This is a genomic window from Ochrobactrum sp. WV_118_8 (assembly GCF_039631535.1).
Classification (GTDB): domain Bacteria; phylum Pseudomonadota; class Alphaproteobacteria; order Rhizobiales; family Rhizobiaceae; genus Brucella; species Brucella anthropi.
In genome coordinates this window covers 1,026,824-1,053,280 of the sequence record NZ_JBDIUZ010000002.1, presented here as the reverse complement: position 1 = coordinate 1,053,280, position 26,457 = coordinate 1,026,824, and the positions used below count along the sequence as shown (strand labels likewise).

Below are 26,457 nucleotides of genomic sequence, written 5' to 3'. Positions count from 1 at the left end.
CGATGGCGAAGCGCTCTATATCATCGAGCAGTTAATCGAGGAAACGGTTTTGATACCGTTGCCGGAACCGCCGTTATGCTCCTCAGGAACGTGAAGTCGATGTGTGCTCATCAAATTCATCTTAAAGGATAAAGGATTCCACGTGGAGTCCTTCGCGGGCAATCTGCCGGCGGAGCCCTGGGAGATTAAAACCGGCAACGGCGGTTCTTATCAAGTTTTACTCCATATGCCAAATCGCTGCGCAGGCACGTCGTGAGCAAACCACTACCCTCACAAGACCAGTTGGTCGAGACATCGACCGTCAAACACAAGCCCAAGAGGGAAATTTACAATGAGGCAATCTGGGCTGGGAAGATGAGCGGTCTTTGGCGAATAGGCGAATCTGTTGCAAATGTTTCGTCAATGGGAATTGATATAGGGTTTCCAGCTTCTAAAAAGCTGGATTGTTCGATGTTCAAAGGCCGCCATTTCGATAAGTCCGTCATCCTTTTGTGTATTCGATGGTACCTGACTTACAATCTGAGCCTTCGCAATCTGAAAGAAATGATGGCCGGGCGCAGCATCGCGGTGGACCATTCCACGGTGCACCGCTGGGTTCTGCATTTCAGCCCCATGCTGCTTGAGTGTTTCCATCGAAGGAAGCGTCCAGTCACACGCAAATGGAATCTGGATGAGACCTATGTGAAGGTCAAAGGTGAGGGGCTTTATCCGTACCGAGCCATCGACAGCAACGGCGATACAGTCGGGTTTATGTTCAGCAGAAATCGCGACCTGAAAGCTGGCAAACGCTTTATCCGCAAGGGGCTGGCCCAACATGGCAGGCCAGAGAAGATCACAATTGACGGCAGCCAGACCAATCGGATGGCCATCATGCAATGTGATGCAGAGAACCGGTTGCGACATGGTGGCAAGCTCATCACCATCTGCTCGAGCAAATACATGAACAACACCATCGAGCAGGATCATCGCCGTGTCAAACGACGGATACGATCCATGCTCGGCTTCAAGGCTGAAGCCGCTGCCAGCATCACGCTCGCCGGTGTCATGCTCGTTCATATGATGCGAAAGCTGCAAGGCAATTTCGGATCAACCGCACCGCTTTCACTCAAACAACAATTCACAGCGCTTGCAGCATAGTTGCGTCCAACGGTTCGCCACGCTTTGCCTCACCGAAATTTTTGCAACTGATCCACCAGGAAGATAGAGAAGATCATGGGGCGGTTCAAATCGCCCCGCCAAGCACAGCGCTTCCTGTCAGCCCACGATCAGATAAATACCGTCTTTCGTCCCCGCAGCTACCACCTCCCATCCCACTCCTGGCGACACGCCAGGGCAGATGCCTTCTGCCTTTGGTCCGACTACGCCGCAGAAATGACGGCTTGAAAAGGCAACCGCCGCGCGCCCGTGCAACCAATCACAAACAGCTTGGCAACACCGTTTCCAGTATCTTGTCGTCAATGAGGTGCTCGCCAGTTCAGTGCGTATCGGGTGAATCGAAGCTGACCGCTGCGTATCAACGCGCCCTTGTCGACCAGATCCTGCAAATCGCGGGTGGCGGTAGCGCGTGAGGTCTTTGTTATGGCCAGATAGTTCTCGGCACTGAGGCCACCGATAAAGCCATCCGGTCCCGCTTCGAACAGACGCGCAATGACTTTCTCCTGTCGGGGATTGAACGCTCCCCTGAACCGGTCGTAGAAATGTGCCTTGGCGATGTAAAAGCCGACGCGATCCAGCGTAGTTTGTTGAGCAGTCAGCACGGTTTGGGAAAACCATACCAACCATTCGGTGACGTCGAGGGTCCGCTGATGGGTTTCCAACTGATCGTAATAAGCCTTCCGTTGCTGTTCGATGGTGAAACTGAGCATGATCAGGCTCGGTTGCCCCAGCGATTGGCCGAGCGCTTTCTCGGCCAGTGCGCGACCAAGTCGTCCATTGCCGTCTTCGAACGGGTGAATGCTTTCGAACCACAAATGGCTGAGCCCGGCGCGGGTAAGCGCGGGGAGGGGCGTACTGCCTGTCAGAGCACTTGCGTTGAACCACGATATGAACTGATGCATTTCCTCTGGTACCTGCGCTGATGGCGGCGCCTCGAAATGAATCGTCGGACGGTCCAACTGGCCAGAGACGATCTGCATAGCGTCGGAATGGCTGCGATAAGCACCTATACTTTCCAGATGCCGACTGCCTGTCATCAACATCGTATGCCACCGAAACAGAGTGGCGTCATCAAGCGGCAGGGCATAGGTGCCATAAACGTCGACCGTCATTTCCGCGATCCCGTGTTCACGCGGTTGCACCGAACGCCGGTCCGTGTCCAGGCCGAGTTGTCGCCGCAGTGATGACTGGACGCTCAAGCGGTCCAATGTTTCGCCTTCGATCGCGCTCGTCTTGATCGCTTCGTCGCTCAAGAGTTCGATGCGCAACCGGTCGCGGTCGTCGGGATCGATGTGACGCACAGCGCCGATGACTTCGCCGGAGGAGAGCAGAAATCGCTGTTCCAGTGCCGCGAGTGCAGACGCGTCATAGCGAAAATGCGGCCAATCAGGCTGTGTCCAGTTCCAGGGCATGAGCGATAACATCCATTTCTATCGCTCACTATATCAGATATTAATGAGTAATAGAAGTCGCCCCTGATACTCACCGCCCTGTTTGTGGAGAATATGTTGTGCGTCCGCTTTGCGCTTTTTTCCAGACATTAGCGTAGCATTCTCACGCGTTCCAGAGCCGGTCGTTCCGCTTTTTTGCTGCTAACTAACATGATGGGGTGGGAAGCGGATGAGCGGGTTTAGGGTTCGAGTCTTCGTAAGCGGACCTTTAACTGGTCGGTGGCCGCGGCAGACTTGAAAGCGCATTGCATATAATGACGTTCCAGGGCAGCTGAAAAACCCACTTCGATCTAATTGGGACGCAGCGCCTCAAAACTGATAATCTCGTCGTCCCTATGCGGTGCTCTTCCATGCTGGTAGTTGCCTGACACCACTATATCGACAAAGCCCGTGCGCTGCAGCGCCATCAAGAACTCTTCGACTCCCCACCACCGCAACTTAAACAAATCGAGTTCGGATTTCACAAGATTTCCATCTCGCCAGAGTTCATAGCGCAGATGGGTCAGTGTGGTTTGCGCGATATAGTCGGTTTCAACCCGATGATCTGTGAGTGTTAGCAGATCTCCGTCCTGGGTTTTCCAACTTCGGACCGAACCGGTCGGCCCAAGAAAACCGCCTATGGGATCGAGATCTATGATTAATTTTGCCCCTGGGACCAGGCAATCATAGAAGCGCCTTAGCACGCCGGTCGCCGATGTCAGATCCGTGACCAGCTGAAACGACCCCGCCGGAATGATGACGGCAATAAAGCTTTTGCTATAAGAAAACTCTTCGAAAGTCTGTCGTGTCACGCTTGCGTAAAGGTTTCTCTTCCTGCATTCGTCCTGGCAGTAACCAAGCATCTCGTCAGACGCATCGAACCCCTCTATCGAAAACCCGGACTCAAGCAGCGGCACATAAACACGACCGTTGCCGACAGCAGGTTCGAGGATCGGACCTTCGGACCCAGCGAGCCGTCGCTGATAATATTCCACGTCGCCGAATGAACGCCCGACCGGTTTATCCAGATTATAGACCCAGGAAGCCAGTTTTCCGTAACGATTATTCATTCCAGCCTCGTAGGATCGATTTAGCCGTAGCACTTTCACCATATGCGAAATCAACCGCGATATATTTAAAGGAAACGATCCTCGCAAGTTTTAAGTGACTAGAAGGGGCTGGAAACCCTGTCGGTGAAGCGGCCACTCTGGGTTTAAGCTACGTCCAATTCTTGACACTGCGTAATCTGATCTGCGCGTTTGCGAGGTGGTTCCCTGAAGAAGTTATAGTGGACGCAGACAGTCGAGCACGCACAACTCAACCGCGTCTGTTGTCTGACGCAATGGATAAATTCAATTAGCGACAATTACAGCGTTTTCGAATTCATGTATTCTGTATGTGTTTGTCGTCAATCGCCATTTAATTGTTCTTCTCATAGCTGGGATCGTGACATTGCAGAGATTGATCGTAACGGGCCCAAATGGCGCGGGAAAAAGTTACCTCGCGGCAAAATTGTCGGCAGTTCGTCCCGATGTGCCAATTATCTCCTTTGACAACATTAAGCTCATCAAAAACTGGGAACAACGTTCAAAATCACAAATTGAGGTCAAACTGATTCAGGCATTGCAAAGTGACGCATGGATATTGGAGGGTGGTCCAAGTTTATTGCCTTACGCAATACCATATGCTGACAGTCTTGTCTGGCTAGACCCACCCAGATGGGTGCGAGCGTGCCGTTTGGCCATCAGACCGTTGCTAAACTTCGGACGGGCTCGTCCAGAGCTTCCTGCAGGCAATATAGATTGGCCATGGGAACAATACCGTTTTGCAATCCGTAGCCTGAGACATCAAACCAAGTTTCAAGAAAACATTGCTAGCCAACTTGCTGTTGTCGATAATATACATGTCTGGCGCGTCAGGAAATCAAGCGAAATTTCCGCTGTAATCAATGCATGGCGAATGGCAAATGCTTAAATCACTCTTCGGATATTACCGCCATCCCGCCTGAACGTCTTCTGAATACGTTACTTAAATAGCAATCGCGGGGTACGGTTGCCGTAAGGCAATTTTTTGGAACGATATCTGGACCAATCGTCGACCGCATTTTCCGAGATGTGCCAAGTCACCTAAATAGTTTCACGGATGGCTGCTTCGGAGGTTGGACGAAGTTCGGAGAAGGTCTGCAATCAAGGTCGAAAGTTGTCGGTCTGTAATGTGCCGTCTTATTCCGCTGTTGAGACAAAGTCTCGCGTACGCCTGTAATCAGTCGGTTTGCTAACTGTTCCATGTATGTCCGTGAAGCGTCTTATTCCGGACATTAGCTTAGCATTCTCAAGCTTTCCAAAGCGGTCATTCCGCTTTTTCTTACTGCTAACGACCATTATGGGGTGGAGAGGGGCCTAAGCACTTCAAGCTGACAACCCGCACGAAGCCGGCAGCCTTGAGATCGAGGTCGTCAACGAAGTCCTCGATGAAGCGGACCAAGTTTTCCGGTCCCACATAATCATCGACTGCTCCCGGCAGAAGCAGTAATTGCGAGCGATCTGTTGCAGAAAGATGTGACATAGTAAAGTATAACCATCAGCCGCTATCTTAAGGAATCCACATTGAGTTTTCAGACCGGGGAACCGCATGGGACATTTTAAGCTTGTTTATCAGAGCTATCCGCTCGACCTTCCAGTCGAAGAGCCACGCATCACCTTGCGGGCCTCAAGTGGATCTTGGCCTGGTCAGCAGCTGGATGACTACGTCGTCTTGGATTTAGACGTGAAATCTCCGAAATTCTTCTTCGATCCTGACAATGACCCCGAGGATGACGTCTCCCAGTGGTTGAACCCGGGTCTGGATACACAGTGGCTCAAAATACCATTGAAGCGCTTCGAGAACGATGACTATCGCAGCCTCCAGGAAATCCGGGTCGACTTCCAAGGCGAAGGAACTCGAAACGCTTTGACGAGTGAAGATTGGTGGGAAGCCCCAGGTCTTATCACCACCTACAGCGATGAGTTTTTCGCTCGTGCGGAAATTTCCATCCGTCACGACGGTGGTGGCATGTTTTCGGTTCAGCTTTCAGGCGCCACCCAGTTTGCCACTGCCTTTGACATAGCCTTTAGTGCTCCCCTGACCGTCAAGCTGGTCGGATATCGCAACTCGTCGACCAAAGATGATCTTTTAGGCTGGTTCAACAGCTTTCTCAGAAAAGACGACTTCATTTTCACGCCGCTGCAGCGAGGTGAAGATCTCTATCTCAATGGTGCGGTCAAGTAACAGCCGCGCCAATCGCGCTGAATGCTTCGAGAATGACCGTCACAGCACTGTCCCGCTTGTGGCTTCATTCGGGTGTACCCGGCTTTGTTGATCATCATCGCTTCTCTCCTTCGGGCTGGCGCCCCTGTTGCGGCGGCGCGCCGCCGTGCAGTCCTGGGTAGCGATCAACGGGGATCGCCGGTTCAGGGTCAGAACATCAGCCCCCCTTCACGTAGCCCAGACCCTCGACGATCTTTCCGTCACGGACGCGCATAATATTGACGTCTCGACCCCGGTCCGCTACCCGGTTGCTCCAACGAAGTTGCCAACGGATGATTCCGCGATCGCCCATCGCGGAGATTTCCTCTGCTTTGAAGACGAGGTTGTCGGATGACGCGACGCCCTTCCAGAAAGCAAGGCAGGTCTCACGTCCTTCGTAGCGCGCGCCATCCGGGGCCGGCGCCGTATTTTCGAGAACACAGCCGTCGCCGATGAGGTCATCGAGGTCTTCGGGGTGATGCTGCTCGAATGCGTTGTGGAAGCGTTCCACAATTTCATGAGTAATTTTGCTGTCACTGGTCATCTTCTCACCTCATTGAGCGATGGAGCCGGGTCTATTCCGCGTAGACAGATGAACCACGGCTCGATTCGAACGGATATCGTCGGCTTGGTTCTCTCTCACGTGCTTTGCGACTGGCCGCATGCGACCGTCATTCCGGCAGCGGCGCCGACTCACCAGGCATCTTGGCGTAGGCCAGGGCTTCGATGATCCGCCCGTCACGAACACGTATCAGGGTGACGCCGCGGATCGAGCCGCTGTCGCCGAAATGGAACCGCCAACGGATGTTTGCGCGGTCACCCATGACGATAGTGTCTTCGACCTCGAAGCGGTTGACGCGGTCTGCGGCCATGGCCTGCCAGAACGCCAGGTTGACATCGTAGCCTTCGTAGCGCGTGCCGTTCGGTGCCGGCTGGATTGACTCCATGACGCAATCCGGCGCGACCAGGTCCTCGAAAATCTCGGGATCGTGCTCCTCAAACGCCTGGTTGAATCGGTGGATGACTTCGGCTGTGTCTTTCGCATGCATGGCTTCCTCTTATACAGACAGGTCTGTCTATATGTTGCACTATACAGACCTGTCTGTTAAGGTCAAGCGATGAAGCAGAAAAAATCTGAAACCCAGTCCGAAGCGGGTTCCGCGCGTCGTCGTTTGCTCGAGACCGCGACACGGCTTTTCTACGAAGGAGGCATCCATGCTGTCGGCATCGACCGCATCATTGCGGAAGCCGGCGTAGCCAAAGCGACCTTCTACAATCACTTTCCATCGAAGGACGACCTCGTCGTCGCCTATCTCCAAGAGATCGATAGGGTCGGGCGGGCAGCGGTGGCTGCGCTTCCGAAGCAATCGCCCCGGAAAATGATCTCGGCGATCATGGAGCGCATCAGCGAGACTGTGACTGCGGGCCCTTGGCGGGGATGTCCGTTTCTCAACGCGGCAGCCGAATATCCAGATCCGGCCAGCGCCGTGCGCCAGTCCATCGATGCGCGCCGCGTCTGGTATCACGATAGCCTCCAGAGCCTTCTCGCAAAGGACGGCGATCCGGCTCCTTCCGTCACCGCGTCCCTCCTCGTCGCGCTTTCGGACGGTCTCCTCGAAAGTGCCTATCTGGATGACGCCGAACGTGTCCCCGCCCTTGTCCGCGAGGCGGTAGCCAGACTGCTCGATCGCCGATGAACGCCACTCGCCAACAAAGCCGAACCGGTCTTCGCCAGTTCCTCGATTTCGAGCAACAGCGCGATTGGATGGAAGGCAAAACGATCCTGCGCGACGCCGAGGAGCGCCTGGAATCCCTCGAACTGCGTTTCAAATACGCCGCCCGGTTCGAGAAGCTGCTGCGCATGCCACAGGCTCCAGAGGTTCTGGAGATTCTTAGGCGCTACGGTCGCGACTGCATCCTGATCCCGCGCCGGACCGAGCGGCATTACTGGTCGATTTCCTGTCTGCCGTCGCCCCCCGGCAAGGCGCTCGTCCGCATCAATGCGAGCTGGATGGAGTTTTTCTCGCTTTATGCGGATGGCGACGATATCCGTGCGCTTTTCGTGGTGCATCTTTCCGATTTCACCACCGACCATTCACGCGATCACGGCCAGGTGGACGACGCTTTTCTGGAACGTTGTGTCGTGGCCCCTGAAGACGTCAGCTATTTTTTTCCCCGCGGAGAGGACATGTTTGGCGTCAAGGTCCGTGGCTTTCCCTCAATTGGCAAATTTCTCGCGGCGAGCCGGGCGTTGCGGGCCATCCGGGCATTCAATCTGACGCACATGAACCGGGGCCGGAACGCCTATCAGGCGAGCCACTGTTGCAGTCTGGCCGATCACATGCTGGGCGACGAGGGACGCTGAATAACGGATCAGAACATCCGAGCCGGCGACGGCCATGTCCGGCTACGGGTGAAGACTGCTTTCCCGCTCTGCCTATCCGTAATCGAACAGGCCGCTCGCGGCCCCGAAGTCCCCCGGAAGCGCATTGCGAAGGAGTTGGACAAGTCTACAATTTATAGTCGGCGCAGCGGTCTCCACGTATTGGCATTGTAAATATGGATGGCCGCGAACCGCCGTTGAAAACTGCAGTTTAAATGGCCAAGGAATCATTGCTAGCCACGCAGCCCAGTCTGAGCTAGCAGCGCTGGTATTACAGCCTTATTTGCTTTCTTCTTACATAAGGCGCATGGTGGTCATCGATAGCAATTGAAACGGGTGCTGTCATTCGGGCTTCAAGTGCCTGACCCGCAACAAAGGAGGACATAATGTCTTCCATCGCCTTGAATTCCAGAAACATTACTATGATTTCGCGCCTTCTTAGGGAGGCTCGTAAACCTGGCGACACGCAGGATTTGCGCACTGACGCTGCACGATATCTTGCACGCCGGTTTCAGGAGGGAACTCGTGATGAAGGTCGCCTGCAGATCGCCCTGAAACAGTTCATCCAGAAGCATAAGGCAATGGCAAAGTCCGCTGATCGCTATGATGATGGCGGCGGCGCGGTAGAAAGAGAAAAATAAGGTCCCTTTCATTTCCAGACCTAGCAGAAGTTTCGATGATTTTGAGGTCGGCGTAGGCTTTGTCAGCTACGACGGAATGACCTCGGTTCCGTTTCTAATCGATAAAACCGTACTGTAGAAAAATGGCGTCATCGCAGCAATGGAATTTTCGCTTCTTGCTGCTCCGACGTCTCGGAAACTGATCTACAATGTTGCCCGCGAAGTTTTTGCCCAGGCTCGGCAAACTTCTTATCGGATCGCTGCTGATGACATGAAGTAGCTTCTTTTGCAAATCTTGAAGTAGTAGGTGAACCTATCTGCCGTCACATCCCAGCCTCACTTGCTTTGCTCAAAAATAAGGCGCATGGTGCATGTCTCGACAGCTTTTGAAACGGGCGCTGTCGGTTGCGAGTGCAGACTCCAGCCCCAATAAAAGGAGGATGAAATGTCTTCCAAAATTATCAAGCCCTACTTTGGACCTACCGACTTTCGAATGATGCGCGAAATATTGCGACGCGCTGGCTATCGGCTTTACGATACCGCAGAAAACCGAACCGCTCACCTAGTCGCAGCAAAGTTGCTCATTCAAGAGTTCCAATCTGGACGCTCGCAATCGCGACGACTTTCGAAGTTTTCTCGGCGTCATACAGTTGAGAATGTGGATGGATCTCCAGCCGTGATTTGAACCATCAACGGATTGGTCCGATACCCAAGGAATAATTAATCCTGAAAGACAGGAGGTTTTCAAAATGCCCCGCGGTCAGAAAAGAAGTAACCGAGAAATAAGAAAACCAAAGCAAGACAAGTCCAAGGCGAAAGTTGCGTCAACTGAAGTTGTTGCAGGACGCTTCCCTACCTCTACCAATGACTTGATCAAAACCAAACGGCATTAGTTATAGCTGTGTCGCCTCACCAAGAGAGACGAGGCGACAAGCTTCTCTGGAAACGCACTCAGTACGTTCATCTATAGCCCCTAAACACGAGCCGAACTCGCTTTCTCTCGTACTCCCGCTTAAACTGCAGCGCAAAAGACGTAATACCCCGCCGCTGCCTCATACTTCGTTCAAACTTCGAAAGTTGCGGCTGGTCGGAAGTTGTAAATCTCGACGATCCAAGTCCAGATAATTTGGGGTGCTTCGTTATCTCTTAATCTAATTAATTATTATTCATAATATCGCAACATCCGTTTGAGGATATAATCATGTCAAGCTCTACTTTTAGTTCAACAGGCAATCTGTATTGCGAGGGAAAGAATATTGGGTCTGTTCACTACAGCATCTCCCTGCTCACAGAAGGCGAAAAGACGTTTACAACAGGGACGATGTGGGCGAGCATGGAGATGCTCCGGCAGGCTTATTCAGGTGAGCTGGTTCAGTTATCATCGGAAAAAGGTGATGGCTTGCTGAGTGTGGACGTACGAAACGTCAGCATCCATGGAAGTGCAGACTTCATTCTGGTGGGAAAGCACACGCTTTAGAACCCTACTGTTCGAACTTAATAGATATAGGAACCCAGCACCCATGCCATCAATCCAATATCGATGCATATTATGAGAGTTGCGATCAAGTAAACACTCATTTTACGATCCACAGATTTGTGGGCTGACATTTTCTCCTCGCCAGATTGATCACGTGTCATTGAGACGATACCAGCCCCGACATACCCTCACGAAATAGGCCGCTCGGTCCCGATGCGAACTCGCCGCATTGGAGCTCAAGTAGGTTTTCAACCAGGGTAAATGCGTTGAGGGCATGTGTTTGGCCAAACACCTTGCACTGAACGGCTCGCGGACCCTATGTTCTATCCGCACAATATTCCGGATCGCGGGATAGAGCTGTTTGGAGCGAAATCCAACCCTTTGCTCGCTTAACACAACGCCTGATACTGAGGTACGCATAATATCAAGCCAATCTCAATCGGAGCTTCTTTCGAGGTGGCCATCGCAGGACCGAGGGCTTTGCCGCAACTTGCGGAGCGGTGTAGCCGCCTTCATTTTCCCAGGTTTCCAGTTCTCTTTGATTAGATTGCGACAAGCGTTGGGCGCGAACTGCCAAAAGCATGTCCAGCATTTGCACAGGAACATGGCGCCCGTCGCTGAATATCTCACAAAGGTGTTTGGCGGCTTCCAAGCGGGTCTCTGGTTTTTCGCACCCCTCCAACGAATATCCGGAGCGTTGCATGAAATCGCGGAGCGAAGGGAAATCTTCGGGGCCAAAGTAGGGTAGGTGTGAAGCGGAAGACATCCTGTGTCCCCCTTCATTTTTGGGGCAGGAGATTGTTCTCTCCCAACGACAGCGCCCGTTTCAAAAAGCTGTTGATGATATACCGTGCACCTTTTCGGAATAAATCACAAGCTAACATTTGATGTTTATTTAGGAATAAGCGGATCAAGAATCTTGGAATACTATCGTGAGCCGACGAAAATCAACGCGTCGCCTTATACTCTTGCATCCTCTCAATTTCATGAATGAATTGTTCCGCATACTGCGCTGTATTAACGTAGTTCTGTTCATTGGAGCCAAGAATATGATGGCGCGTGAATACCGCTTTTAGTCGATCCAGAAATTTGGGTTCAGTTTCAGCTAGATGCCCAATGAGAACCTGAAGTATTTGCTCGTGTGCAAGAACCTTTCGTTCCAGAGCTGTGGTGTCATTAGCCATTGCGTTTACTCCTCGGTGAAGAATGGCGCGGCGAGCGGGAACGTGAGAATCCGCCGCAAGAACGCCGAAGAATGTTCGCTAGCTGCGTCCAATCCTTTGATGGTGAGCTCATCTGTTCACGAGCATTTGTGAGATCACTTCTGCTAGCCGTCGTGTCCTCATCATGCCGCGGACGTACAGAAACAGTTTCCAATGCAATGTTACGGTTACGTTGTTTTTTCATTACAGCCTCCTCATTCAGCTTCCCCGCCCTATTAAAGCGCCTTAGCGAGTTCGTTGCCGCACGCTGTTGCCAGCGCGGCATTGGGTTGCTCTGCACCCAACGGTGTTGCCCACCCTGACTTCTCGATAAGGCTACGGCGAGAGTAAGCTGGGGCGGCCTTAAACTCAGCCAGGATGTTCACAACGGCCGGGTCGTTTCTTGATTTTTCAAGACAGTAAGGCGTCAGGGCAAGCGCCACCCCGTCGGACATGTTGGATACAATCAGGCGCTCAGAAGTACCGTGCGTGACCCAACCTCCGACGGAAAACCCGATAGCAATTGCCGCAATGGCGCCAATCAATGCTCCGCCGAGTGCGGGCTTTAACCATTCAAGCCTGTTCATGATGGTATCCGATCTTCAACGATCGAACGCACATAATTATGCGTTGGATTTTGAGTATAGCACCATTGTGATCAATTTCCGCGAGAATTCTTCTAGTTCACTAATTTAAGTTGCATGGCTGGATGTAGTTTTCGTACTCACCTAATTTTCGGAACAAACACATTTTCTGCAAGTAGGGTGTGCGGCGTCTGTAGCGGCTTGGCTCGCTTCGGCAGGCGCTACCCTCGTCGGTCACATTCTGGCCGGCGAGGACTTTGCGGGTTGATTCGGTTGGAGTCATCCATATAATTTCATGACGCATTCATTGTTTTGGGGGCGTTGCTTTGGCACTAGCTGAAGGGAGGCCACTATGCCGCTATTTAACGAAGCGAGCCGCATATATAACCCATTGGAAGTCAATTTTATGCGGAGTTGCTTTAGCAATGCAGCAATCATGCTCGAAGAGAGCGACCGCGACTATTCTCCGTCGGAATTAGCATCGAGCATCATCATGTTGTACGAGAGCGGGTTGAGAGACCAATTGTACATCTGTGAGCTAGCTGCCCGTCTTGCTCATCAGCGATATCAGACTCGACACGACATTCAGAGAATTCCAGCGGCAAACAACAATGGCTCGGCGCAGGCTGTGCCAACTGTTCCCACGGAATATAATCCGTTTGCTTGACGTGGAACAAAAATCTCGCTGGCGTAGTATCTCACGAGGCGATGACAGCCGCCACGCGCCAGAAACTCACTTAACACGGGGATATGGCGTAGCCCTACCCAGCTCGTCCCTAAGGCAGGGCATCTTTCCAATTATTCGCTGGGTGCGTACGAAGCTCAGCGGATAGAACGCTGGCAAGGACATGCACCACATTTGCCGACTGCTGCCCGGGATGTACCTGAATGTCCCGGGCTTTCTGTTGAAAACTTAATTCGGTTTGCCGGCATCGGAACATAGCCACCGCACGTTTGTTATACTGAGAATGAGAAAGCTTTGGGTGCATGCCAGAACGACCAAACATTTACCAAACCGCTAGACGTTTTGCCACCAGCGTGAGGCGTCGTGATCTTCCCTCACAAGCAATCGCAGATGCATTGAAAGACGGATTGATGATGACATCCTCCAACAATAACGAAGATATTTTTTTTGAACTTTTAGCGCGCCTCGAAGATACCGAGAAAAAACAGAGCGATTGAAAAGGTTCTTGATTTTCAAGTTTCCCTGAATAAAATTTGAATGCAGGCATATGATAACCTTCCAGCTAGCCCCGCGCGATCCCGCTGCGGGGTGCTTTTTATGTGGGGCTCGATTTCTGAAGATGAAATCACTCAGGATGTGTCAGATCGAGTATCCTGCCCCTAAGTGACCTTAATTGTTCGCTTGCTATCAAATCACAAACAGTCCATCCTAAATTGTCAGTGAATTGATTGAATACGGGCTCTGCTGACGTGGGTCGAATTACCCTTGCCCGCAATTTGAAAGGAGGACGCCATGTCTTCCAATATCTATAATGGCGATTTTCACTCAAACCATCGCATTCTGAAGCAGATGATTATTAAGGCCGGCTATCTCACGTCCAGGATGAAGCCCCTCCCAGGACCCCATTATAATGAGTCAGCGTTGATTCTGAAGAGTTTTATGGCTGGAGTAATGGGCGACATTCAAACGGACCCAGGTCCACAGACGGAAATGTCTTCCGCCTATGGCACGGCTTAACAATTATCGTTTGAGAGCGCCCAAACCGGGCCTCTCAAATAATAAATTTGAAATCGTTATTTCACTGTAAAAACAATGAAAATATTAAGCGATTTAAGTATTTTTCGTCAATTTAATGAACCAAAATATATTAATAGTTTGACAAATTTTATTTAAACAACTAAAATAAAACCATCGAGATTTTCTTGCTGAGCTTTGATCCCTGCGCGATTAGCACCGTGCGCTGAACGAAAACTCCCTTTAAAAAATCGTTTCATCTCTGCGTTTTTCAAACGCAGCTATCAATATTGCTAGGAAAGGGGTTCACATGAACACCGGCACAGTTAAATGGTTTAATGCAGCAAAAGGCTTTGGCTTTATTCAGCCTGACAATGGCGGCTTGGATGCATTTGTTCATATTTCTGCAGTTGAGCGCGCAGGCTTGCATACGCTCAATGAGGGCCAGAAACTGACTTATGACCTGGAACAGGATCGCAAGTCTGGGAAAATGACTGTTTGTAATTTGCAGGCAGCGTAAATGAGGCTTCTTCTTTCTTGTGACCACAGATGTACTGGCACAAGCGAAAAAACTAGCTTTGGGCCAAGCAATGCTTGGCCTTTTTATTTTTCTCATAAGGAACTTCTCACTTGACGGAAAATTCCCTGATTGCTTTTACGAAAGATACGCTTTTCAAGCGAATTCCATCGGGCAGAGAGTCGGTCGCCTCACGCACAGACAAAGCTGTACGTTCTATCTTGGACGCTGAGGTAAGTGAGCGGGATGCCAAGACTCTCCGCTTGCGAAAACAACGTCTTGAGAGAAAGAGCATTATGCCGTCAACCTCAAAAAGGGTGGGCGCAACGGCCGGTAGCGTTAAGCTCACAAGTTCATCTATGATCAAGGACAAAGGGAATGACACCAAAATGACCAAAGCGCGGCTCATTGTTGTCGCGGCATTCGATCGTAATGATGCGGGTGAATTAGTTGCTGCATTCGACCCAATGGCTTTTGAAACCGAGGGTCGTGCTTTACGCGCAGCGGCGGAATTGCAAGGAAAGCACATTGGAGTTGTAGCCTGGAGCCGCGAAGCAGATCCTGATATTGGAGAGTATGGCCCGCCCGCAATTTTTTTCCAGTATGGCGATATCCCAGATATGGATTAGCGCTCTTTAATTCAAGAATGGCCATACATTCAGCTTGCCAAAAATCGATAGCAAGTCGTGGAGATGTCGGCGAGCGCGAAGGCCATGCTTTTGTGCTTAATTGGGCTTTGTTGATAAAGTAGGTTCTCGCATGCCGAAATTATCAGCTATGTGGCTCATATATTCAAGTAGGACTGGCTCAGGCATCGGATTACCTACATTCGCCTGGCGGCATTAACCGAACGAGATGACCGTCCGGTTCCTTATATGAAAGCGAAAAGCTGACCGACAGTTCCCAGCCCCACGCAACGAAGCTTGAATTTGCGCGTTCTTCCACCGGCCAATGGTGGCCGAAGGAGAACTCAAATGGGTATCGCACAATATGATCCTGCTGCACTGGGCGCTCCGTATGGAACGCTGGCAGGAAGGCTTACTTAAAGAAGCCGCTCAAACAGCGGCAGATTTAGGCAGTTCGTTTCTTTCTTGATAGAGAGGGGCGGATGCGAGACCGAGCGTTGTTCGATCTCGCGATCGATAGCAAGCTACGAGGCTGCGATCTAGTTAGGATCAAGATCGGAACTCTCTTTACGGGCCAGAATATCCGAACACGAGCAACGGTCATACAGCAGAAAACCGTACGTCCTGTACAGTTCGAGATTACGGCGGAAGTCAGAGCAAGCTTGCTCTCTTGGCTTCGGCGGAGAGGCGGCACCATAGATGATAGAGGTGGCTCGGTTTGTTTGGACAGTTTCGGGCGTCTCGTTAAGTGGATTTCCGCCTCGGTTATGCCGCCACCATCATCGGTGCCAGCGCGTTGAAGTAAGCCTGATCCGGCGTCTGCCGGTCAAGAGATGAATGTGGACGTCGAGTATTGTAAAAGTTCAGATAACGACCGATCCCCGCGCGGGCCTCCTACACGGTCTTGTAGGCGTGGAGGTAGACCTCTTCGTATTTGATCGACCGCCAAAGCCGTTCGACGAAGACATTGTCCCGCCACGCGCCCTTGCCGTCCATCGAGATCGCAATCTCAGCTTTCTTCAGCACCGCCGTGAAGTCGATGGATGTGAACTGCGATCCCTGGTCGGTGTTGAATATGTCCGGCTTTCCATAGCGAGCCAGCGCTTCCTCGACCGCTTCGATACAGAAGTCCGCCTCCATCGTGATCGATAATCGCCACGACAGAACCCGACGGCTGAACCAGTCCACGACGGCGCAGAGGTAGACAAAACCACGCGCCATGGGGATATAGGTCAGGTCCATCGCCCATACCTGATTGGGCCGGGTAACCGCCAGCTTGCGCAGGAGGTAGGGATAGATTTTGTGACCTGGCGCTGGTTTTGACGTGTTCGGGCGACGATAGATCGCCTCGATACCCATCTTCTTCATCAGCGTGGCGACGTGCAGCCGCCCAGTTTCCAGGCCTTCTCCCTTCAAAAGCCCTTGCAACATCCGACTTCCCGCGAACGGATATTCGAGATGCAGCTCGTCGATCCGGCGCATCTGGGCAAGATCGCCATCAGATACTGGACGCGGCGAATAGTAGACGCTGCCACGGCTGAAGCCGAGGAGCCTGGCCTGCCTCACGACCGACAGCTTGTGCTCGCGGTCGATCATTTCTTTCCGCCCAGCAATCCCGCCTTGCCGAGCGCACTGGACAAAAAATCGTTCTCCAAGGTCAGTTCGCCGATCTTGGCGTGAAGCGTTTTCACATCGATGCTCGGTCCGGCCGGTTCCGCCTTCACTTCATCACCGAAAACGCCTGTCGCACCCTCAAGAAGCTGGTCTTTCCACTGCTTGATCTGATTGGCATGCACGTCGAACTGCTGGGATAATTCCACCAGTGTCTGCTCACCTCGGATCGCAGCAAGCGCCACTTTTGCCTTGAAAGCCGGGCTGTGGTTCCGGCGCGGTCGTCTCGTCATGGTATCTCCTGTTCCTGGCATCTAAGCCGAACTCAGGCAGAAATTCCACTTATCCGAGCTGTGCAGATTTCCCGAGCCACCTCTGTGCGGACACAGCAGAAAGTCCCTCGATGGTTTGAAATGGGCGGTCTGCGGCTTGGCTTGGGCCTCGATTTTTATTGTATCGATCAGCTTGATTCTTCCGGGTTGGGCGAAATGCGCTTTACTGCCGTGGTTTCGTTCCAACTACGTTTGCCTGTAAGCTGACATCAACGAAGCAACTTCAATCCTGTGAGAATCGCGACGCCTAAAGCGGCAGTAAGAGCCAGAATAGTGAGGCTCCAGCTCGCACCAAAGTTCGTTATACTGGAAGCCATCGCTAACGGTGCAGTGGCGGACACGATTAATCTGGCTGATATGATTTTGCCCTGCATGGCACCGTAGCCATCACTGCCGAATAGCGACAAGGGTAACGTTCCGGAGACAATACTGAAGAGACCGTTCCCGAAGCCAAAAAGACAGGCAAACATCATCGTCGCAATAATGGATGGAGCACCGAATAGCAGAACAATGAGGGCTAAACCCATCAAGGAGGCAGAGATTACTGCCAGACTGATCGGAGCGAGGTTTTTGCCACCGAGCATGTTGATCAGGCGGCTGGCTACCTGAGAAGGTCCGAATATCGCTCCAATAAAAGCTGCAGAACCTGTAAGACCGAGCGCGCCCAACATCGGCACCATATGGACCAGAATGGCCGCTGCAACGAGAGCCTGCGTCGAGAATGCCACGAGAATAAGCACGAAACCTTTGCGCCGTTGATGGGCAGGCAGATCACCTGAAGAGGCAGTTGCGACTGTTCCATTTGTTGATCGCTTCTGACCACTCTTTGCAATCGAACGCGCGAGCATAAGGTGTACCGGCACGCAGAGAAACAAATGGAGGCAAGCGAACAGCAAATAGGTCTGTTGCCAGGTCAGCCAATGTTGAAGGGTTGTTGTAATGGGCCAGAAAATTGTCGAGGCAAAGCCTGCAATCAGTGTCAGATAGGTGATGCTACGCTGGGCAAAATTTGGCGCTAATTGCACTAATAATGCAAAGGCTGCTCCATATTGGACGAGGTTTGCGGCGATTTCGATGATCGTTAGCGCACCTGCAAACACCAAAGCATTTGGAGAAAGCGAACACAGTATGAGAGAGACGGCGGCCAGTATCGAGCCTATCGTCATCATGCGACCTGCGCCATAACGATCAATCCATTTGCCTAACCAGGGAGCCAGAAAGCCTCCTGCCAGCAGGGCAACCGACAGCGCTCCGAAAATCCATTCGTTGGAAACGGAGAAGTCCCCCGCCATGGACGGCGCGAGAATGCTGAAGGAATAATATAAAGTGCCGTAACCGATATTCTGGGTCAGTCCGAGACCGGCGATGGCCGCAATGGGAAGCCGTTCAGCGCTCATATTGATTTCAACGAAACACGCTTTTCGAGTTTGGCAGCTTCTTCCTTGCGCTCGCTATAACGGTCTGTGAGATAATCCGAGATGCCACGCGTAAGAAGTGTAAACTTCATTAGTTCTTCCATTACGTCCACCACGCGATCATAGAAGGATGAAGGTTTCATCCGTCCAGCGTCGTCGAATTCCTGCCACGCCTTTGCGACGGATGACTGGTTTGGAATGGTGATCATTCGCATCCAGCGTCCCAGAATGCGCATCTGATTGACAGCGTTGAAGCTCTGCGATCCGCCGGATACCTGCATCAATGCGAGAGTTCGGCCCTGCGTCGGACGAATTGCACCACCCGGCAATGGAATCCAGTCGATCTGCGATTTCATGACAGCGCTCATGGCTCCATGACGTTCGGGACTGGTCCAGACTTGCCCTTCTGACCAAAGCATTGCCTCACGCAATTCTTGCACCTTCGGATGCTCTGCTGAACCATCGTCTGGCAAAGGAAGACCATTGGCATGAAAGACACGCGTTTCAGCACCCATCGCATCGAGAAGGCGCTGCGCTTCCAGCGTCAGAAACCGACTATAGGAACGATCACGAAGTGAGCCATAGAGCAAAAGGATGCGAGGCTTATGCTTTGAAAAGTCGGCGCGTAATGCATCCAGGTCGGGCAATGCGAAGGAATTCTGATCGAGGTTCGGCAGGTCCATGTCAGCGCGACTTTCTTTCATAGTTTATGACTTCTCCGTCCTCTTTGGTGAATGACGACACCGGGTTTTCCAGAATATCGAGAACCAGTTCTGACGGACGGCACAGTCTGGTGCCAAGTGACGTTTCCACGATTGGACGATTGGTCAGGATAGGATGCGCCATCATGAAGTCGACCAGTTCATCATCGGTCCATTTGGGATCGGACAATCCCAGTTCGGCATATGGCGTGCCTTTCTCGCGAAGGATTTGGCGAGGCGTCATCTGCATTGCTCGAAGCAATTCGACAAGTCGTTCTCGCAATGGCGGATTTTGTACATACTCAATGACGACAGGCTCTTCGCCGCTGGCACGGATCAAGGCCAATGTGTTGCGAGAGGTGCCACAGTTCGGATTGTGATAGATCGTAACTGACATCAGAGTTTTCCTGTTTCGGTGACTGGCTTTTGATTGGCACCGCGTTCGTACCAGCCCTTGGAGCGGTTCACGATCCAGACGACCGAGAGCATGACCGGCACTTCCACAAGAACGCCAACCACTGTTGCGAGCGCCGCACCAGATGAGAAGCCGAAAAGGCTGATTGCGGCTGCTACTGCCAGCTCGAAGAAGTTGGATGCGCCAATCAAAGCTGAGGGACCGGCGACGCAATGTTGCTCTCCTGAAATTCGGTTCAACAGATAGGCGAGGCCAGAGTTGAAATAGACCTGGATGAGGATCGGGACGGCTAGCATCGCAATGATCATGGGCTGTGCGATGATCTGCTCTCCTTGAAACCCGAATAGCAGAACAAGTGTCGCCAAAAGCGCAATCAGGGACAGCGGCTGTAGTGTCTTCAGTATTGCATCGAAAGCTCGTTCTCCACCGCTGGCGAGAATGCTTCTGCGCAGGATTTGCGCGATAATCACCGGAATGACGATATAGAGGACAACCGACAGAACGAGCGTGTCCCACGGGACAGTAATTGCCGACAGTCCGAGCAGTAGCCCGACGATAGGGGCAAATGCCACAACCATGATCGCATCGTTCAGTGCGACCTGCGACAGAGTGAAATGCGGTTCGCCCTTGGTCAGGTTGGACCAGACGAACACCATTGCTGTGCAAGGTGCGGCCGCCAGAATAATCAGCCCGGCGATGTAGGAATCGATCTGGTCTTCAGGCAGATAAGGGCGAAACAACCAGCCGATAAATAGCCAGCCGAGAAGCGCCATAGAGAATGGTTTGACGGCCCAGTTGATAAAGAGCGTGACGCCGATGCCACGCCAGTGCTCAGTGACCTGTCTCAATGCGCTGAAATCGATCTTCAGCAACATGGGGATGATCATGAGCCAGATGAGAATGGCGACTGGAATATTGACCCTGGCGACTTCAGCAGATCCGATTGCATGAAATACTGTCGGAAAGAAATGGCCGAGAGCTACGCCTGCGACAATGCACAGAGCCACCCAGACAGTCAGATAACGTTCGAATGTGGACATCAGTTATTCTCCACGTTTGTCTGTGTGCTACCTTCCATGGTGCCGATTTCTTTCAGATGATTTTGAAGCGCCATTCGGTCTATCGTGGCGTGGGGAAGGTTCAGGAACACTGATACCCGGTTCTTCAGAAAACGGGCGGCTTGTGCAAAGGCGCGCTGTCTTTCTGCTTCATTTCCTTCAACAGCGGCGGGGTCCTCAATGCCCCAGTGGGCTGTCATAGGATGGCCAATCCAGACAGGGCAGGCCTCTCCGGCAGCGCTGTCACAGACCGTGAAAATGAAATCCATCTGAGGGGCTTCGGTACCTGAAAACACATCCCAGCTTTTTGAACTCAGGTTCTCCGTGGAATAGCCAAGAGCATCCAGTTCCTTGATTGCGAGAGGATGAACGTCGCCTTTTGGCTGACTACCAGCCGAATAGGCGTGAAAACGTCCTTCGCCATCCTTGTTCAGAATTGCCTCGCCCAAAATTGAGCGTGCGGAATTGCCCGTGCACAAGAAGAGCACGTTGTAGATCCGATCCGTCATTTTATCAGTCCGTTTATGGAAGGCCGAATTCAGCGGCCTTGTGTTACTGGGCGACCGTCTTCGGTTCGCAACAGGGTGTCAGGCTTTTTATAAGAGGTGCGCAGAGCTCGGCACTGCCGCCACAGCAGTCCTTGATCATGAAAAGGGTCAGTTCTCTAAATCGGTCGAGATCAGCGCGATAGATGATCGAGCGGCTCTGACGTTCGCCGTTCACAAGCCCAGCACGAGACAATGTTGCCAGATGTGCAGACATCGTGTTCTGCGGTACATCCAGAATACGCGCCAGTTCACCGGCGGGGATTCCCGCTGGTTCGTGCTTCACCAACAGCCGGAAGGTATCGAGCCTTGTCGATTGGGCGAGGGCGGCCAGCGCCGTAATTGCGTCTTCATTTTCCATGTATCCAGAATAATGGATATATTGGTGCTGTCAATTCGAAATTTGGATGCTTAGCGGCATTTGGGCGCTTTCTGAAATAGGGCTGTTGATTATGGAATGGCGCGCCCCTTAGCGACGTTGACCAATGCCGTCGAGGGATTTGCCACACAGGTGATTTGTCAGGCAAGGGATATCGCGACAAAAACAGGAGTCACCGCTGTTGAAGTGCGGACGGTCTGGGGCGATCCGGCGGAGGTGATCCTCGAAATGGCCTTTCGCGATAATGTTGATGCCATCGTTGTGGGGCGGAGGGGACGTGGCAGACTAGCGGGCCTTTTGCTTGGCGGCGTTTCGCAGAAGCTGGTGAGCCTGGCTCCCTGCACAGTGGTTGTTGTGCCGTAAACTCGACCCGATGCCGATTAATGTCAGTTGATCGGCGCGGCCAGGATGCCGGATAGGATATCGGCGGGGCTTCGGTCGGCATCGAAGCGGCGCCAGGTAATCTCACCTGCGTTCCTTTTCAGCTGTCGAGAGAGGATGTCGACCGTTGCGTCAGACGGGCCACCGCGCCGTTGGTCGACGCGGCGCCACAGCACGTCGGGAGAGACATCCAGCCAGATGCCGATGAATGGCACATGCTGTTCCATCGCAACTTTTTCGATACGAGTGCGATCCGCCGGTCTATCGAAGACGGCATCCGCGAGGACGGTTCCACCCCCGGCGAGGATGAGTTCTGCACGCCATACCATCTCACCATATACTCGGTCGGAGACTTCCGGCCGATACGCCTCCTCCGGCAGGCGCGTTTCCGGCGGTACTCCGTGCAGTGCCTTGCGGATGCGGTCACTCTCCACGATGCGGGCTCCCGGCGGCGCTCCGATATGGGCGGCGAGCGCCTCGGCGATCGTGGTCTTGCCCGAACCGCTCAGCCCGCCAATGGCGATGAGGCGGGGAGGGCGCTTCTCGAGCAATTCCATGGCAAGGTCGAAATAGGCACGGGCTTCGGCGCGCAGGCAACCCGACAGATCGCCGCTTTCCTCGATTTGCGTGCCGGTGACATGGGCGCGCACTGCGGCCCTTATGGCCATAAGGAAAGGCAGGAGGGCGAAACCGTCCTCGTTGTCCGTCTCATCTAGATACCGGTTCATCACCAGATTTGCGAGTTCCGGGAAACCACGGTGACGCAGGTCCATAAGCAGAAAGGCCAGATCGTAGAGCACGTCCACCGTCGCGATCTGGTCGTTGAATTCTATGCAATCGAACAGGCAGGGCTGGCCGTCGAGCAAGCAGATGTTGCGCAGGTGCAGGTCGCCGTGGCAGCGTCGCACCTTGCCGCCCACCTCACGTTGGTTCATAACATCGGCGTGCTGCGAAAGCGTCTCTCGGAACACGCCGTCTAGAATAGTAACTTCCTCTTCGCGGAAGCAATGGCTGGTGGCAAAGCCAGCCTTGTTGATGTCGAGTACGCTCGCGAGATTTTCGGAGCCGCTGCCGCTATGCACAGCCGGGGCTTGGGAGTGAAAACGGGCGATCATGCGCGCAGTCTGAGTCATCAGTTCGGGCGTCAACTTTCCGACCGCGGCCATGCGATCAAGCAGAAGAGACTGGTCGAAGCGTTTCATCTCGATCACTGCTTCGACCAGTTCTCCGTCTCCATCCAGCGTAAGCCGACCTTGCATATTGCGCACAATGCGCCTGACACCGACATAGAGCCCCGGCGCCGTGATGGAGTTGAATTCGACTTCCTTCAGGCACGCCGCGAGCCGCAATTTTGGCGTCGAGAAGTCGACATAGGGTAACTTGACAGCGCGCTTGATCTTGAAGGCGCAGTCGCCAGCAAGAATGATCCGGGAAATATGCGTGTCGATGATCTCGACGGACTCGGAAACTCCAGGCTTGCCGATATCGGTCAACAAGGCGATTGCATCAGTTTGGTTTGAAATACCCAAGAACCTCTCTCCAACGTTAGGGGCTGCCAGCACCGCATGCATCTGACATCCTGCAAACTGATCGCACTGATATTTTTTATATCGTCCGCGCTTTTTTAAAGTTTAGCATTGTCGCAGGGGAGGGCATTGACCCCGGTCAAACAGCAGGAAAGCATTTATCCACCATATGGCGGACAGTTTTAAAGCTGCCTCCTACGTTGCAGGCCTCCCGATCCAGGGCAGGGACAAACAGAGCCCCTTCCTCAAAAATCCGTTGATCACGGAAAGGTTCTTCATTTCGGGTGCTTACGGCTTTCGGCTTGATTGAGCGAACCACGTTTCTCTGAGTGCCGCCTGACCGATCGTCGGTGGTATGGATCTTCAGCTTTCGTCAACTCTTGTCCCTTGCATTTAAAAGAAGTGTTTTCAAAGCCTCACTTGCCATAAATCAGAGGCTTGCAATCCGCTGTCAGCACAATGCCGCCCTTAAGTGGCCTGGGCGGGATAATTATGATGCAAGCGACTTGGCGAGCTAGCGTGTGCCGGTTCCGAGGACGAGCATCTTGGAGCCAAAGTGCGGATGCGGCTCGTCTTTTTACCAGTTTTTGATCCGCGTCAAGGAAAGAGGGCGCCAAACGGGGTTTGCTGAGGCCTTTGTTGGATTGAACTGGATCGGGTGAAGCCAGGCGAACGAAGCGTTTTCAGGCGCGACCGGCCAAGTGATGGACCCGGATCGGCGAAGATATCCGACAGGCGGTTCCACTGTCCTCTTGCTCTAGTGCCTCCGGAGAGACCCTAAGGTTGAAGGGGCGTAGGCAGCGGTTCCTGCGAACATTTGTTCAACTCCAAGGAGATCAGCTATGGCCGAAGCTGCCACCAAACTACCTATTACCAAATCCGCTGCCCCCGCAACGACCGGAGAGCGGATGCCCTTCGAAAACCTGCGCCGCGAGATCGATCGGCTTTTTGACGATTTTCGGCCGTTCGACTGGCGCCTGCCGTCAAAGGTTCTGGGTTTCGAGGTGCCGCGCATCTCCCGCGCCGAATGGCAGATAGCTCCTGCGATAGACCTCGTTGAAAAGGATGATGCTTATGAGATCACGGCGGAACTTCCTGGCCTCGACGAAAAGAACGTCGAGATCAAGTTGTCCAACCACACGCTGACGACCAAGGGCGAAAAGAGCGAGAGAAAGGAGGATAAGCAGAAAGACTACCATCTGTCCGAGCGCCGATACGGTTCATTCCAGCGCAGTTTCCTGCTTCCCGACGGTGTCGATAATGACAAGATCGACGCATATTTCGCCAAGGGCCTTCTCATGGTGAAGTTGCCCAAGACCGTCGAGGCGAAGAGGGCGGAAAAGAATATCGCGGTTAAGGGAGAGTGATTTCGTTTCCATGGCAGCGATGCGATCCGCCGACGCGCCGCTGCCATGGTCCATGTTCGCAAAAAGAGGAGATGCCAAATGGGCGCTACATCAATCGTTAATTTCACGCAGGCTGCACAGCAGGCACAGCAATGGGTTAAGGAGCTTGCCGATCAACTGAATTGGGATGAACGCCGAGCCTATCGTTTGTTGCGATGCGTTCTGCAGACGTTGCGCGACTGGCTTCCACAGGAAGAGATGGTTGATCTTTCGTCCCAGCTCCCCGTCCTTGTCCGCGGTGTCTATTTCGAGGGCTGGAAGCCGCTCGAAACGCCCGTGTGGGAGCGCAAGAAAGCTGATTTCATGGAGCGTGTGCAGGAAGCCTTTTCCGACGATCTCCTGAACGATCCAGACCGTGCGGTTGCGGCCGTTTTTCGGCTGCTGGACCGGCATATTTCGCATGGGGAGATCGTCCAAGTCCGGAACTCCATGAAAAAGTCTCTGCGCGAATTGTGGCCAGCAGATTGAAATCATGTTCCGGGACCGCAACGAAGCAGGGCGAAAACTGGCCGGTGAGCTTGCCAAGCTTAAGCTTGTCGATCCAGTTGTACTGGCGCTGCCGCGCGGAGGCGTTCCTGTTGCGGTCGAGATCGCCAATGCGCTGAAAGCGCCGCTCGACCTTATCATTGTCCGAAAGGTGGGCGCGCCGGGAAACCCCGAACTGGCGGTCGCTGCGATCGTCGACGGCAATCCACCCGATGTCGTCCTCAATCGAGAGATAGTGGAAGCTTACAACCTCGACGATTCCGAATTGCGGATGCTCGTCGATCGCGAACGCCCCGAGCTGGAGCGCCGCAGGATCACCTATCTCGGCGGGCGTGAGCCAGTACCAATGACAGACAAGATCGTGATCCTTGTCGATGACGGCGCGGCAACTGGAGCCACTATGAAGGTGGCCATCCGCGCGATCAAGCGGCGCTCGCCTCGTGAGATCATCGTTGCGCTTCCCGTGGCTCCGGCGGACACACTGGCGGAACTGGCAGGTGAGGCGCACACGGTTATCTGTCTCAGCAAACCGGCTCGCTTCTTCGCTCTAGGGTATCACTACCACGACTTTCCCCAAATATCGGAAGAGGAGGTCATCAGCCTTCTCAATAGTCACGCAACCGACAAGCCAGCGTCGGCGAACCAGCCCAAGCGACTTTCCTGACCGGAATGGCGGTCGCGGCTCTGAAATCACGTCTCGCTCAGCTAACGGAACGCGAGCGCCAAATCTTGGCGGCTGCGTGGCCGGCTTGCCAAACAGGACCATTGGCTACGATCTCGCAATCAGTCCTCGTACAGTCGAGATTTATTGCGCGAACATTATGTCCAAAAATGCAGGCTCGCAGCCTCCCCGAACTGGTGCGTATGACGATCTCGCTGGGTGTCGTAGGCTAAGTTGCAGCCACGTAAGCCGAATCGAATTCGTTAACATCGAGAGTGAAGTTGGATCGGTCCCAAAGCAGCATCCGCCGATGGCGGAGGATATGATTTTGATCGGGTCCAAACGGAGCAAGGTCATAGGGGCCCCCGATATGATCGAACAACATATCATCCTTGTCGCTGTTCCCGGTGCAGGTTCAGGCATTCCATCCAATTTGCCCTCGCAAACGAACGATTCAGGACCTACGCCTACCGCTATAGCCTGTCAATGAATGTTCCATGAACCTCTTGGCCGCCAATGACGGCCAGGATTCAACCCATTTCCACTGGAGCTTTGACCGGGAT

Annotated in this window: 30 protein-coding genes and 4 pseudogenes; 18 read left to right on the top strand and 16 right to left on the bottom strand. The window is 53.1% G+C overall.

The window, feature by feature from the left end; all coding sequences use genetic code 11:
* Nucleotides 1-450: 450 nt before the first annotated feature.
* Together ABDF71_RS18960 and ABDF71_RS18955 are read left to right on the top strand one after the other, a co-directional pair.
* Nucleotides 451-1,137: an IS6 family transposase gene (locus ABDF71_RS18960; protein ID WP_094515271.1), complete on the top strand. Its 687-nt coding sequence runs from the start codon at nucleotides 451-453 to the stop codon at nucleotides 1,135-1,137.
* A 54-nt stretch (nucleotides 1,138-1,191) separates the two neighbouring features.
* Nucleotides 1,192-1,383 (top strand): annotated as a pseudogene (locus ABDF71_RS18955) (IS6 family transposase); the annotation flags it as partial.
* 71 nt (nucleotides 1,384-1,454) lie between these two features.
* Here ABDF71_RS18955 and ABDF71_RS18950 read toward each other — a convergent pair.
* A complete protein-coding gene (locus ABDF71_RS18950) occupies nucleotides 1,455-2,567 on the bottom strand; it encodes a Fic family protein (protein ID WP_029928456.1) in 1,113 nt (370 codons plus the stop codon).
* Nucleotides 2,568-2,896: 329 nt separating this feature from the next.
* A complete protein-coding gene (locus ABDF71_RS18945; protein ID WP_029928454.1) occupies nucleotides 2,897-3,655 on the bottom strand; it encodes a methyltransferase domain-containing protein in 759 nt (252 codons plus the stop codon).
* A 382-nt stretch (nucleotides 3,656-4,037) separates the two neighbouring features.
* Between ABDF71_RS18945 and ABDF71_RS18940 the strand changes: the two genes are divergently transcribed.
* Nucleotides 4,038-4,559: a P-loop NTPase family protein gene (locus ABDF71_RS18940; RefSeq protein WP_081861802.1), complete on the top strand. Its 522-nt coding sequence runs from the start codon at nucleotides 4,038-4,040 to the stop codon at nucleotides 4,557-4,559.
* Between the two features lie 396 nt (nucleotides 4,560-4,955).
* Here the strand turns inward: ABDF71_RS18940 and ABDF71_RS18935 are convergent, their stop codons facing one another.
* The gene (locus ABDF71_RS18935; RefSeq protein WP_081861797.1) at nucleotides 4,956-5,150 is read right to left on the bottom strand and encodes a hypothetical protein; all 195 of its coding nucleotides are present in this window, start codon (nucleotides 5,148-5,150) and stop codon (nucleotides 4,956-4,958) included.
* Nucleotides 5,151-5,216: 66 nt separating this feature from the next.
* Between ABDF71_RS18935 and ABDF71_RS18930 the strand changes: the two genes are divergently transcribed.
* Nucleotides 5,217-5,852 (top strand): hypothetical protein, encoded by a 636-nt coding sequence (locus ABDF71_RS18930; RefSeq protein ID WP_167387132.1) that lies wholly within the window; start codon nucleotides 5,217-5,219, stop codon nucleotides 5,850-5,852.
* A 196-nt stretch (nucleotides 5,853-6,048) separates the two neighbouring features.
* Here ABDF71_RS18930 and ABDF71_RS18925 read toward each other — a convergent pair whose 3' ends face one another.
* Together ABDF71_RS18925 and ABDF71_RS18920 are read right to left on the bottom strand one after the other, a co-directional pair.
* Nucleotides 6,049-6,414, bottom strand: coding sequence for a nuclear transport factor 2 family protein (locus tag ABDF71_RS18925; protein WP_094515228.1), 366 nt, complete (start codon nucleotides 6,412-6,414; stop codon nucleotides 6,049-6,051).
* A gap of 127 nt (nucleotides 6,415-6,541) precedes the next feature.
* A complete protein-coding gene (locus ABDF71_RS18920; RefSeq protein WP_010660320.1) occupies nucleotides 6,542-6,919 on the bottom strand; it encodes a nuclear transport factor 2 family protein in 378 nt (125 codons plus the stop codon).
* 69 nt (nucleotides 6,920-6,988) lie between these two features.
* On the opposite strand from ABDF71_RS18920, the gene ABDF71_RS18915 reads away from it, so the two are divergent.
* The 4 genes from ABDF71_RS18915 (at nucleotide 6,989) to ABDF71_RS18900 (ending at nucleotide 10,350) form a co-directional block, all read left to right on the top strand.
* Nucleotides 6,989-7,567, top strand: coding sequence for a TetR/AcrR family transcriptional regulator (locus ABDF71_RS18915; RefSeq protein WP_029928448.1), 579 nt, complete (start codon nucleotides 6,989-6,991; stop codon nucleotides 7,565-7,567).
* Entirely contained in the window at nucleotides 7,564-8,235 is a 672-nt protein-coding gene (locus ABDF71_RS18910) for a hypothetical protein (protein WP_258125150.1), read from the top strand. The genes ABDF71_RS18915 and ABDF71_RS18910 overlap by 4 nt, the downstream gene beginning before the upstream one ends.
* Nucleotides 8,236-8,639: 404 nt before the next feature.
* Nucleotides 8,640-8,894, top strand: a complete 255-nt coding sequence (locus tag ABDF71_RS18905) for a hypothetical protein (RefSeq protein ID WP_029928444.1) — start codon at nucleotides 8,640-8,642, stop codon at nucleotides 8,892-8,894.
* 1,180 nt (nucleotides 8,895-10,074) lie between these two features.
* A complete protein-coding gene (locus ABDF71_RS18900; protein ID WP_029928442.1) occupies nucleotides 10,075-10,350 on the top strand; it encodes a hypothetical protein in 276 nt (91 codons plus the stop codon).
* A 424-nt stretch (nucleotides 10,351-10,774) separates the two neighbouring features.
* On the opposite strand, the gene ABDF71_RS18895 is transcribed toward ABDF71_RS18900, so the two are convergent.
* The 3 genes from ABDF71_RS18895 to ABDF71_RS18885 all read right to left on the bottom strand — a co-directional run bounded on the left by ABDF71_RS18895 (nucleotide 10,775) and on the right by ABDF71_RS18885 (nucleotide 12,139).
* On the bottom strand, nucleotides 10,775-11,116 hold the full coding sequence (locus ABDF71_RS18895; RefSeq protein ID WP_143851093.1) for a hypothetical protein: 342 nt from the start codon (nucleotides 11,114-11,116) through the stop codon (nucleotides 10,775-10,777).
* A gap of 181 nt (nucleotides 11,117-11,297) precedes the next feature.
* Nucleotides 11,298-11,534 (bottom strand): hypothetical protein, encoded by a 237-nt coding sequence (locus ABDF71_RS18890; RefSeq protein ID WP_051686661.1) that lies wholly within the window; start codon nucleotides 11,532-11,534, stop codon nucleotides 11,298-11,300.
* 254 nt (nucleotides 11,535-11,788) lie between these two features.
* Nucleotides 11,789-12,139: a hypothetical protein gene (locus ABDF71_RS18885; RefSeq protein WP_029928436.1), complete on the bottom strand. Its 351-nt coding sequence runs from the start codon at nucleotides 12,137-12,139 to the stop codon at nucleotides 11,789-11,791.
* A 984-nt stretch (nucleotides 12,140-13,123) separates the two neighbouring features.
* Between ABDF71_RS18885 and ABDF71_RS18880 the strand changes: the two genes are divergently transcribed.
* The 5 genes and pseudogenes from ABDF71_RS18880 to ABDF71_RS18860 all read left to right on the top strand — a co-directional run.
* Nucleotides 13,124-13,318, top strand: coding sequence for a hypothetical protein (locus ABDF71_RS18880; RefSeq protein WP_143851094.1), 195 nt, complete (start codon nucleotides 13,124-13,126; stop codon nucleotides 13,316-13,318).
* A 295-nt stretch (nucleotides 13,319-13,613) separates the two neighbouring features.
* Nucleotides 13,614-13,838 (top strand): hypothetical protein, encoded by a 225-nt coding sequence (locus ABDF71_RS18875; RefSeq protein ID WP_029928432.1) that lies wholly within the window; start codon nucleotides 13,614-13,616, stop codon nucleotides 13,836-13,838.
* A gap of 307 nt (nucleotides 13,839-14,145) precedes the next feature.
* On the top strand, nucleotides 14,146-14,355 hold the full coding sequence (locus ABDF71_RS18870; protein ID WP_029928430.1) for a cold-shock protein: 210 nt from the start codon (nucleotides 14,146-14,148) through the stop codon (nucleotides 14,353-14,355).
* 110 nt (nucleotides 14,356-14,465) lie between these two features.
* Nucleotides 14,466-14,981 (top strand): hypothetical protein, encoded by a 516-nt coding sequence (locus tag ABDF71_RS18865; protein WP_308669824.1) that lies wholly within the window; start codon nucleotides 14,466-14,468, stop codon nucleotides 14,979-14,981.
* Nucleotides 14,982-15,326: 345 nt separating this feature from the next.
* Nucleotides 15,327-15,682: pseudogene (locus tag ABDF71_RS18860) on the top strand (site-specific integrase); the annotation flags it as partial.
* A 61-nt stretch (nucleotides 15,683-15,743) separates the two neighbouring features.
* Here the strand turns inward: ABDF71_RS18860 and ABDF71_RS18855 are convergent.
* The 7 genes and pseudogenes from ABDF71_RS18855 to ABDF71_RS18825 all read right to left on the bottom strand — a co-directional run bounded on the left by ABDF71_RS18855 (nucleotide 15,744) and on the right by ABDF71_RS18825 (nucleotide 21,416).
* Nucleotides 15,744-16,882, bottom strand: a pseudogene (locus ABDF71_RS18855) (IS3 family transposase).
* A gap of 248 nt (nucleotides 16,883-17,130) precedes the next feature.
* Nucleotides 17,131-18,318, bottom strand: coding sequence for an arsenite efflux MFS transporter ArsK (arsK, locus tag ABDF71_RS18850; RefSeq protein WP_010660313.1), 1,188 nt, complete (start codon nucleotides 18,316-18,318; stop codon nucleotides 17,131-17,133).
* Nucleotides 18,315-19,040: an arsenical resistance protein ArsH gene (gene arsH, locus ABDF71_RS18845; RefSeq protein ID WP_094515232.1), complete on the bottom strand. Its 726-nt coding sequence runs from the start codon at nucleotides 19,038-19,040 to the stop codon at nucleotides 18,315-18,317. Before arsH ends, arsK begins: the two co-directional genes overlap by 4 nt.
* Entirely contained in the window at nucleotides 19,021-19,434 is a 414-nt protein-coding gene (arsC, locus tag ABDF71_RS18840; protein WP_500061700.1) for an arsenate reductase (glutaredoxin), read from the bottom strand. Before arsC ends, arsH begins: the two co-directional genes overlap by 20 nt.
* Nucleotides 19,434-20,492: an ACR3 family arsenite efflux transporter gene (gene arsB, locus ABDF71_RS18835; protein WP_010660310.1), complete on the bottom strand. Its 1,059-nt coding sequence runs from the start codon at nucleotides 20,490-20,492 to the stop codon at nucleotides 19,434-19,436. The genes arsC and arsB overlap by 1 nt, the downstream gene beginning before the upstream one ends.
* Nucleotides 20,492-21,019 carry an arsenate reductase ArsC gene (locus tag ABDF71_RS18830; RefSeq protein WP_094515234.1) on the bottom strand — a complete coding sequence of 176 codons (528 nt, stop codon included), beginning with the start codon at nucleotides 21,017-21,019 and terminating at the stop codon, nucleotides 20,492-20,494. The genes arsB and ABDF71_RS18830 overlap by 1 nt, the downstream gene beginning before the upstream one ends.
* 43 nt (nucleotides 21,020-21,062) lie before the next feature.
* Complete coding sequence (locus ABDF71_RS18825) at nucleotides 21,063-21,416, bottom strand: ArsR/SmtB family transcription factor (protein WP_094515235.1); 354 nt, start codon at nucleotides 21,414-21,416, stop codon at nucleotides 21,063-21,065.
* A 96-nt stretch (nucleotides 21,417-21,512) separates the two neighbouring features.
* Here ABDF71_RS18825 and ABDF71_RS18820 point away from each other — a divergent pair, with 96 nt between their 5' ends.
* A complete protein-coding gene (locus ABDF71_RS18820) occupies nucleotides 21,513-21,797 on the top strand; it encodes a universal stress protein (protein ID WP_094515236.1) in 285 nt (94 codons plus the stop codon).
* Between the two features lie 23 nt (nucleotides 21,798-21,820).
* Here ABDF71_RS18820 and ABDF71_RS18815 read toward each other — a convergent pair whose 3' ends face one another.
* A complete protein-coding gene (locus tag ABDF71_RS18815) occupies nucleotides 21,821-23,338 on the bottom strand; it encodes a bifunctional aminoglycoside phosphotransferase/ATP-binding protein (protein WP_235819973.1) in 1,518 nt (505 codons plus the stop codon).
* A gap of 845 nt (nucleotides 23,339-24,183) precedes the next feature.
* Here ABDF71_RS18815 and ABDF71_RS18810 point away from each other — a divergent pair.
* The 4 genes and pseudogenes from ABDF71_RS18810 to ABDF71_RS18795 all read left to right on the top strand — a co-directional run.
* Nucleotides 24,184-24,708, top strand: coding sequence for an Hsp20/alpha crystallin family protein (locus tag ABDF71_RS18810; protein WP_094515238.1), 525 nt, complete (start codon nucleotides 24,184-24,186; stop codon nucleotides 24,706-24,708).
* A gap of 78 nt (nucleotides 24,709-24,786) precedes the next feature.
* Nucleotides 24,787-25,215, top strand: coding sequence for a DUF2267 domain-containing protein (locus ABDF71_RS18805; protein ID WP_094515239.1), 429 nt, complete (start codon nucleotides 24,787-24,789; stop codon nucleotides 25,213-25,215).
* Nucleotides 25,216-25,219: 4 nt separating this feature from the next.
* Nucleotides 25,220-25,897 carry a phosphoribosyltransferase gene (locus tag ABDF71_RS18800; protein WP_094515240.1) on the top strand — a complete coding sequence of 226 codons (678 nt, stop codon included), beginning with the start codon at nucleotides 25,220-25,222 and terminating at the stop codon, nucleotides 25,895-25,897.
* 20 nt (nucleotides 25,898-25,917) lie between these two features.
* A pseudogene (locus tag ABDF71_RS18795) lies at nucleotides 25,918-26,127 on the top strand (LuxR C-terminal-related transcriptional regulator); the annotation flags it as partial.
* Nucleotides 26,128-26,457 lie beyond the last annotated feature (330 nt).

What these genes read in the sequence shown, in the direction of transcription:
- ABDF71_RS18920 (WP_010660320.1), bottom strand. Translation starts at nt 6,919, where the DNA reads ATGCATGCGAAAGACACAGCCGAAGTCATCCACCGATTCAACCAGGCG.
- ABDF71_RS18950 (WP_029928456.1), bottom strand. Translation starts at nt 2,567, where the DNA reads ATGCCCTGGAACTGGACACAGCCTGATTGGCCGCATTTTCGCTATGAC.
- ABDF71_RS18825 (WP_094515235.1), bottom strand. Translation starts at nt 21,416, where the DNA reads ATGGAAAATGAAGACGCAATTACGGCGCTGGCCGCCCTCGCCCAATCG.
- ABDF71_RS18925 (WP_094515228.1), bottom strand. Translation starts at nt 6,414, where the DNA reads ATGACCAGTGACAGCAAAATTACTCATGAAATTGTGGAACGCTTCCAC.
- ABDF71_RS18960 (WP_094515271.1), top strand. Translation starts at nt 451, where the DNA reads ATGTTCAAAGGCCGCCATTTCGATAAGTCCGTCATCCTTTTGTGTATT.
- ABDF71_RS18935 (WP_081861797.1), bottom strand. Translation starts at nt 5,150, where the DNA reads ATGTCACATCTTTCTGCAACAGATCGCTCGCAATTACTGCTTCTGCCG.
- ABDF71_RS18890 (WP_051686661.1), bottom strand. Translation starts at nt 11,534, where the DNA reads ATGGCTAATGACACCACAGCTCTGGAACGAAAGGTTCTTGCACACGAG.
- ABDF71_RS18810 (WP_094515238.1), top strand. Translation starts at nt 24,184, where the DNA reads ATGGCCGAAGCTGCCACCAAACTACCTATTACCAAATCCGCTGCCCCC.
- ABDF71_RS18875 (WP_029928432.1), top strand. Translation starts at nt 13,614, where the DNA reads ATGTCTTCCAATATCTATAATGGCGATTTTCACTCAAACCATCGCATT.
- arsK (WP_010660313.1), bottom strand. Translation starts at nt 18,318, where the DNA reads ATGAGCGCTGAACGGCTTCCCATTGCGGCCATCGCCGGTCTCGGACTG.
- ABDF71_RS18820 (WP_094515236.1), top strand. Translation starts at nt 21,513, where the DNA reads ATGGCGCGCCCCTTAGCGACGTTGACCAATGCCGTCGAGGGATTTGCC.
- ABDF71_RS18805 (WP_094515239.1), top strand. Translation starts at nt 24,787, where the DNA reads ATGGGCGCTACATCAATCGTTAATTTCACGCAGGCTGCACAGCAGGCA.
- ABDF71_RS18910 (WP_258125150.1), top strand. Translation starts at nt 7,564, where the DNA reads ATGAACGCCACTCGCCAACAAAGCCGAACCGGTCTTCGCCAGTTCCTC.
- ABDF71_RS18945 (WP_029928454.1), bottom strand. Translation starts at nt 3,655, where the DNA reads ATGAATAATCGTTACGGAAAACTGGCTTCCTGGGTCTATAATCTGGAT.
- arsB (WP_010660310.1), bottom strand. Translation starts at nt 20,492, where the DNA reads ATGTCCACATTCGAACGTTATCTGACTGTCTGGGTGGCTCTGTGCATT.
- ABDF71_RS18905 (WP_029928444.1), top strand. Translation starts at nt 8,640, where the DNA reads ATGTCTTCCATCGCCTTGAATTCCAGAAACATTACTATGATTTCGCGC.
- ABDF71_RS18830 (WP_094515234.1), bottom strand. Translation starts at nt 21,019, where the DNA reads ATGACGGATCGGATCTACAACGTGCTCTTCTTGTGCACGGGCAATTCC.
- ABDF71_RS18885 (WP_029928436.1), bottom strand. Translation starts at nt 12,139, where the DNA reads ATGAACAGGCTTGAATGGTTAAAGCCCGCACTCGGCGGAGCATTGATT.
- arsC (WP_500061700.1), bottom strand. Translation starts at nt 19,434, where the DNA reads ATGTCAGTTACGATCTATCACAATCCGAACTGTGGCACCTCTCGCAAC.
- ABDF71_RS18930 (WP_167387132.1), top strand. Translation starts at nt 5,217, where the DNA reads ATGGGACATTTTAAGCTTGTTTATCAGAGCTATCCGCTCGACCTTCCA.
- ABDF71_RS18870 (WP_029928430.1), top strand. Translation starts at nt 14,146, where the DNA reads ATGAACACCGGCACAGTTAAATGGTTTAATGCAGCAAAAGGCTTTGGC.
- ABDF71_RS18900 (WP_029928442.1), top strand. Translation starts at nt 10,075, where the DNA reads ATGTCAAGCTCTACTTTTAGTTCAACAGGCAATCTGTATTGCGAGGGA.
- ABDF71_RS18880 (WP_143851094.1), top strand. Translation starts at nt 13,124, where the DNA reads ATGCCAGAACGACCAAACATTTACCAAACCGCTAGACGTTTTGCCACC.
- ABDF71_RS18915 (WP_029928448.1), top strand. Translation starts at nt 6,989, where the DNA reads ATGAAGCAGAAAAAATCTGAAACCCAGTCCGAAGCGGGTTCCGCGCGT.
- ABDF71_RS18895 (WP_143851093.1), bottom strand. Translation starts at nt 11,116, where the DNA reads ATGTCTTCCGCTTCACACCTACCCTACTTTGGCCCCGAAGATTTCCCT.
- ABDF71_RS18800 (WP_094515240.1), top strand. Translation starts at nt 25,220, where the DNA reads ATGTTCCGGGACCGCAACGAAGCAGGGCGAAAACTGGCCGGTGAGCTT.
- arsH (WP_094515232.1), bottom strand. Translation starts at nt 19,040, where the DNA reads ATGAAAGAAAGTCGCGCTGACATGGACCTGCCGAACCTCGATCAGAAT.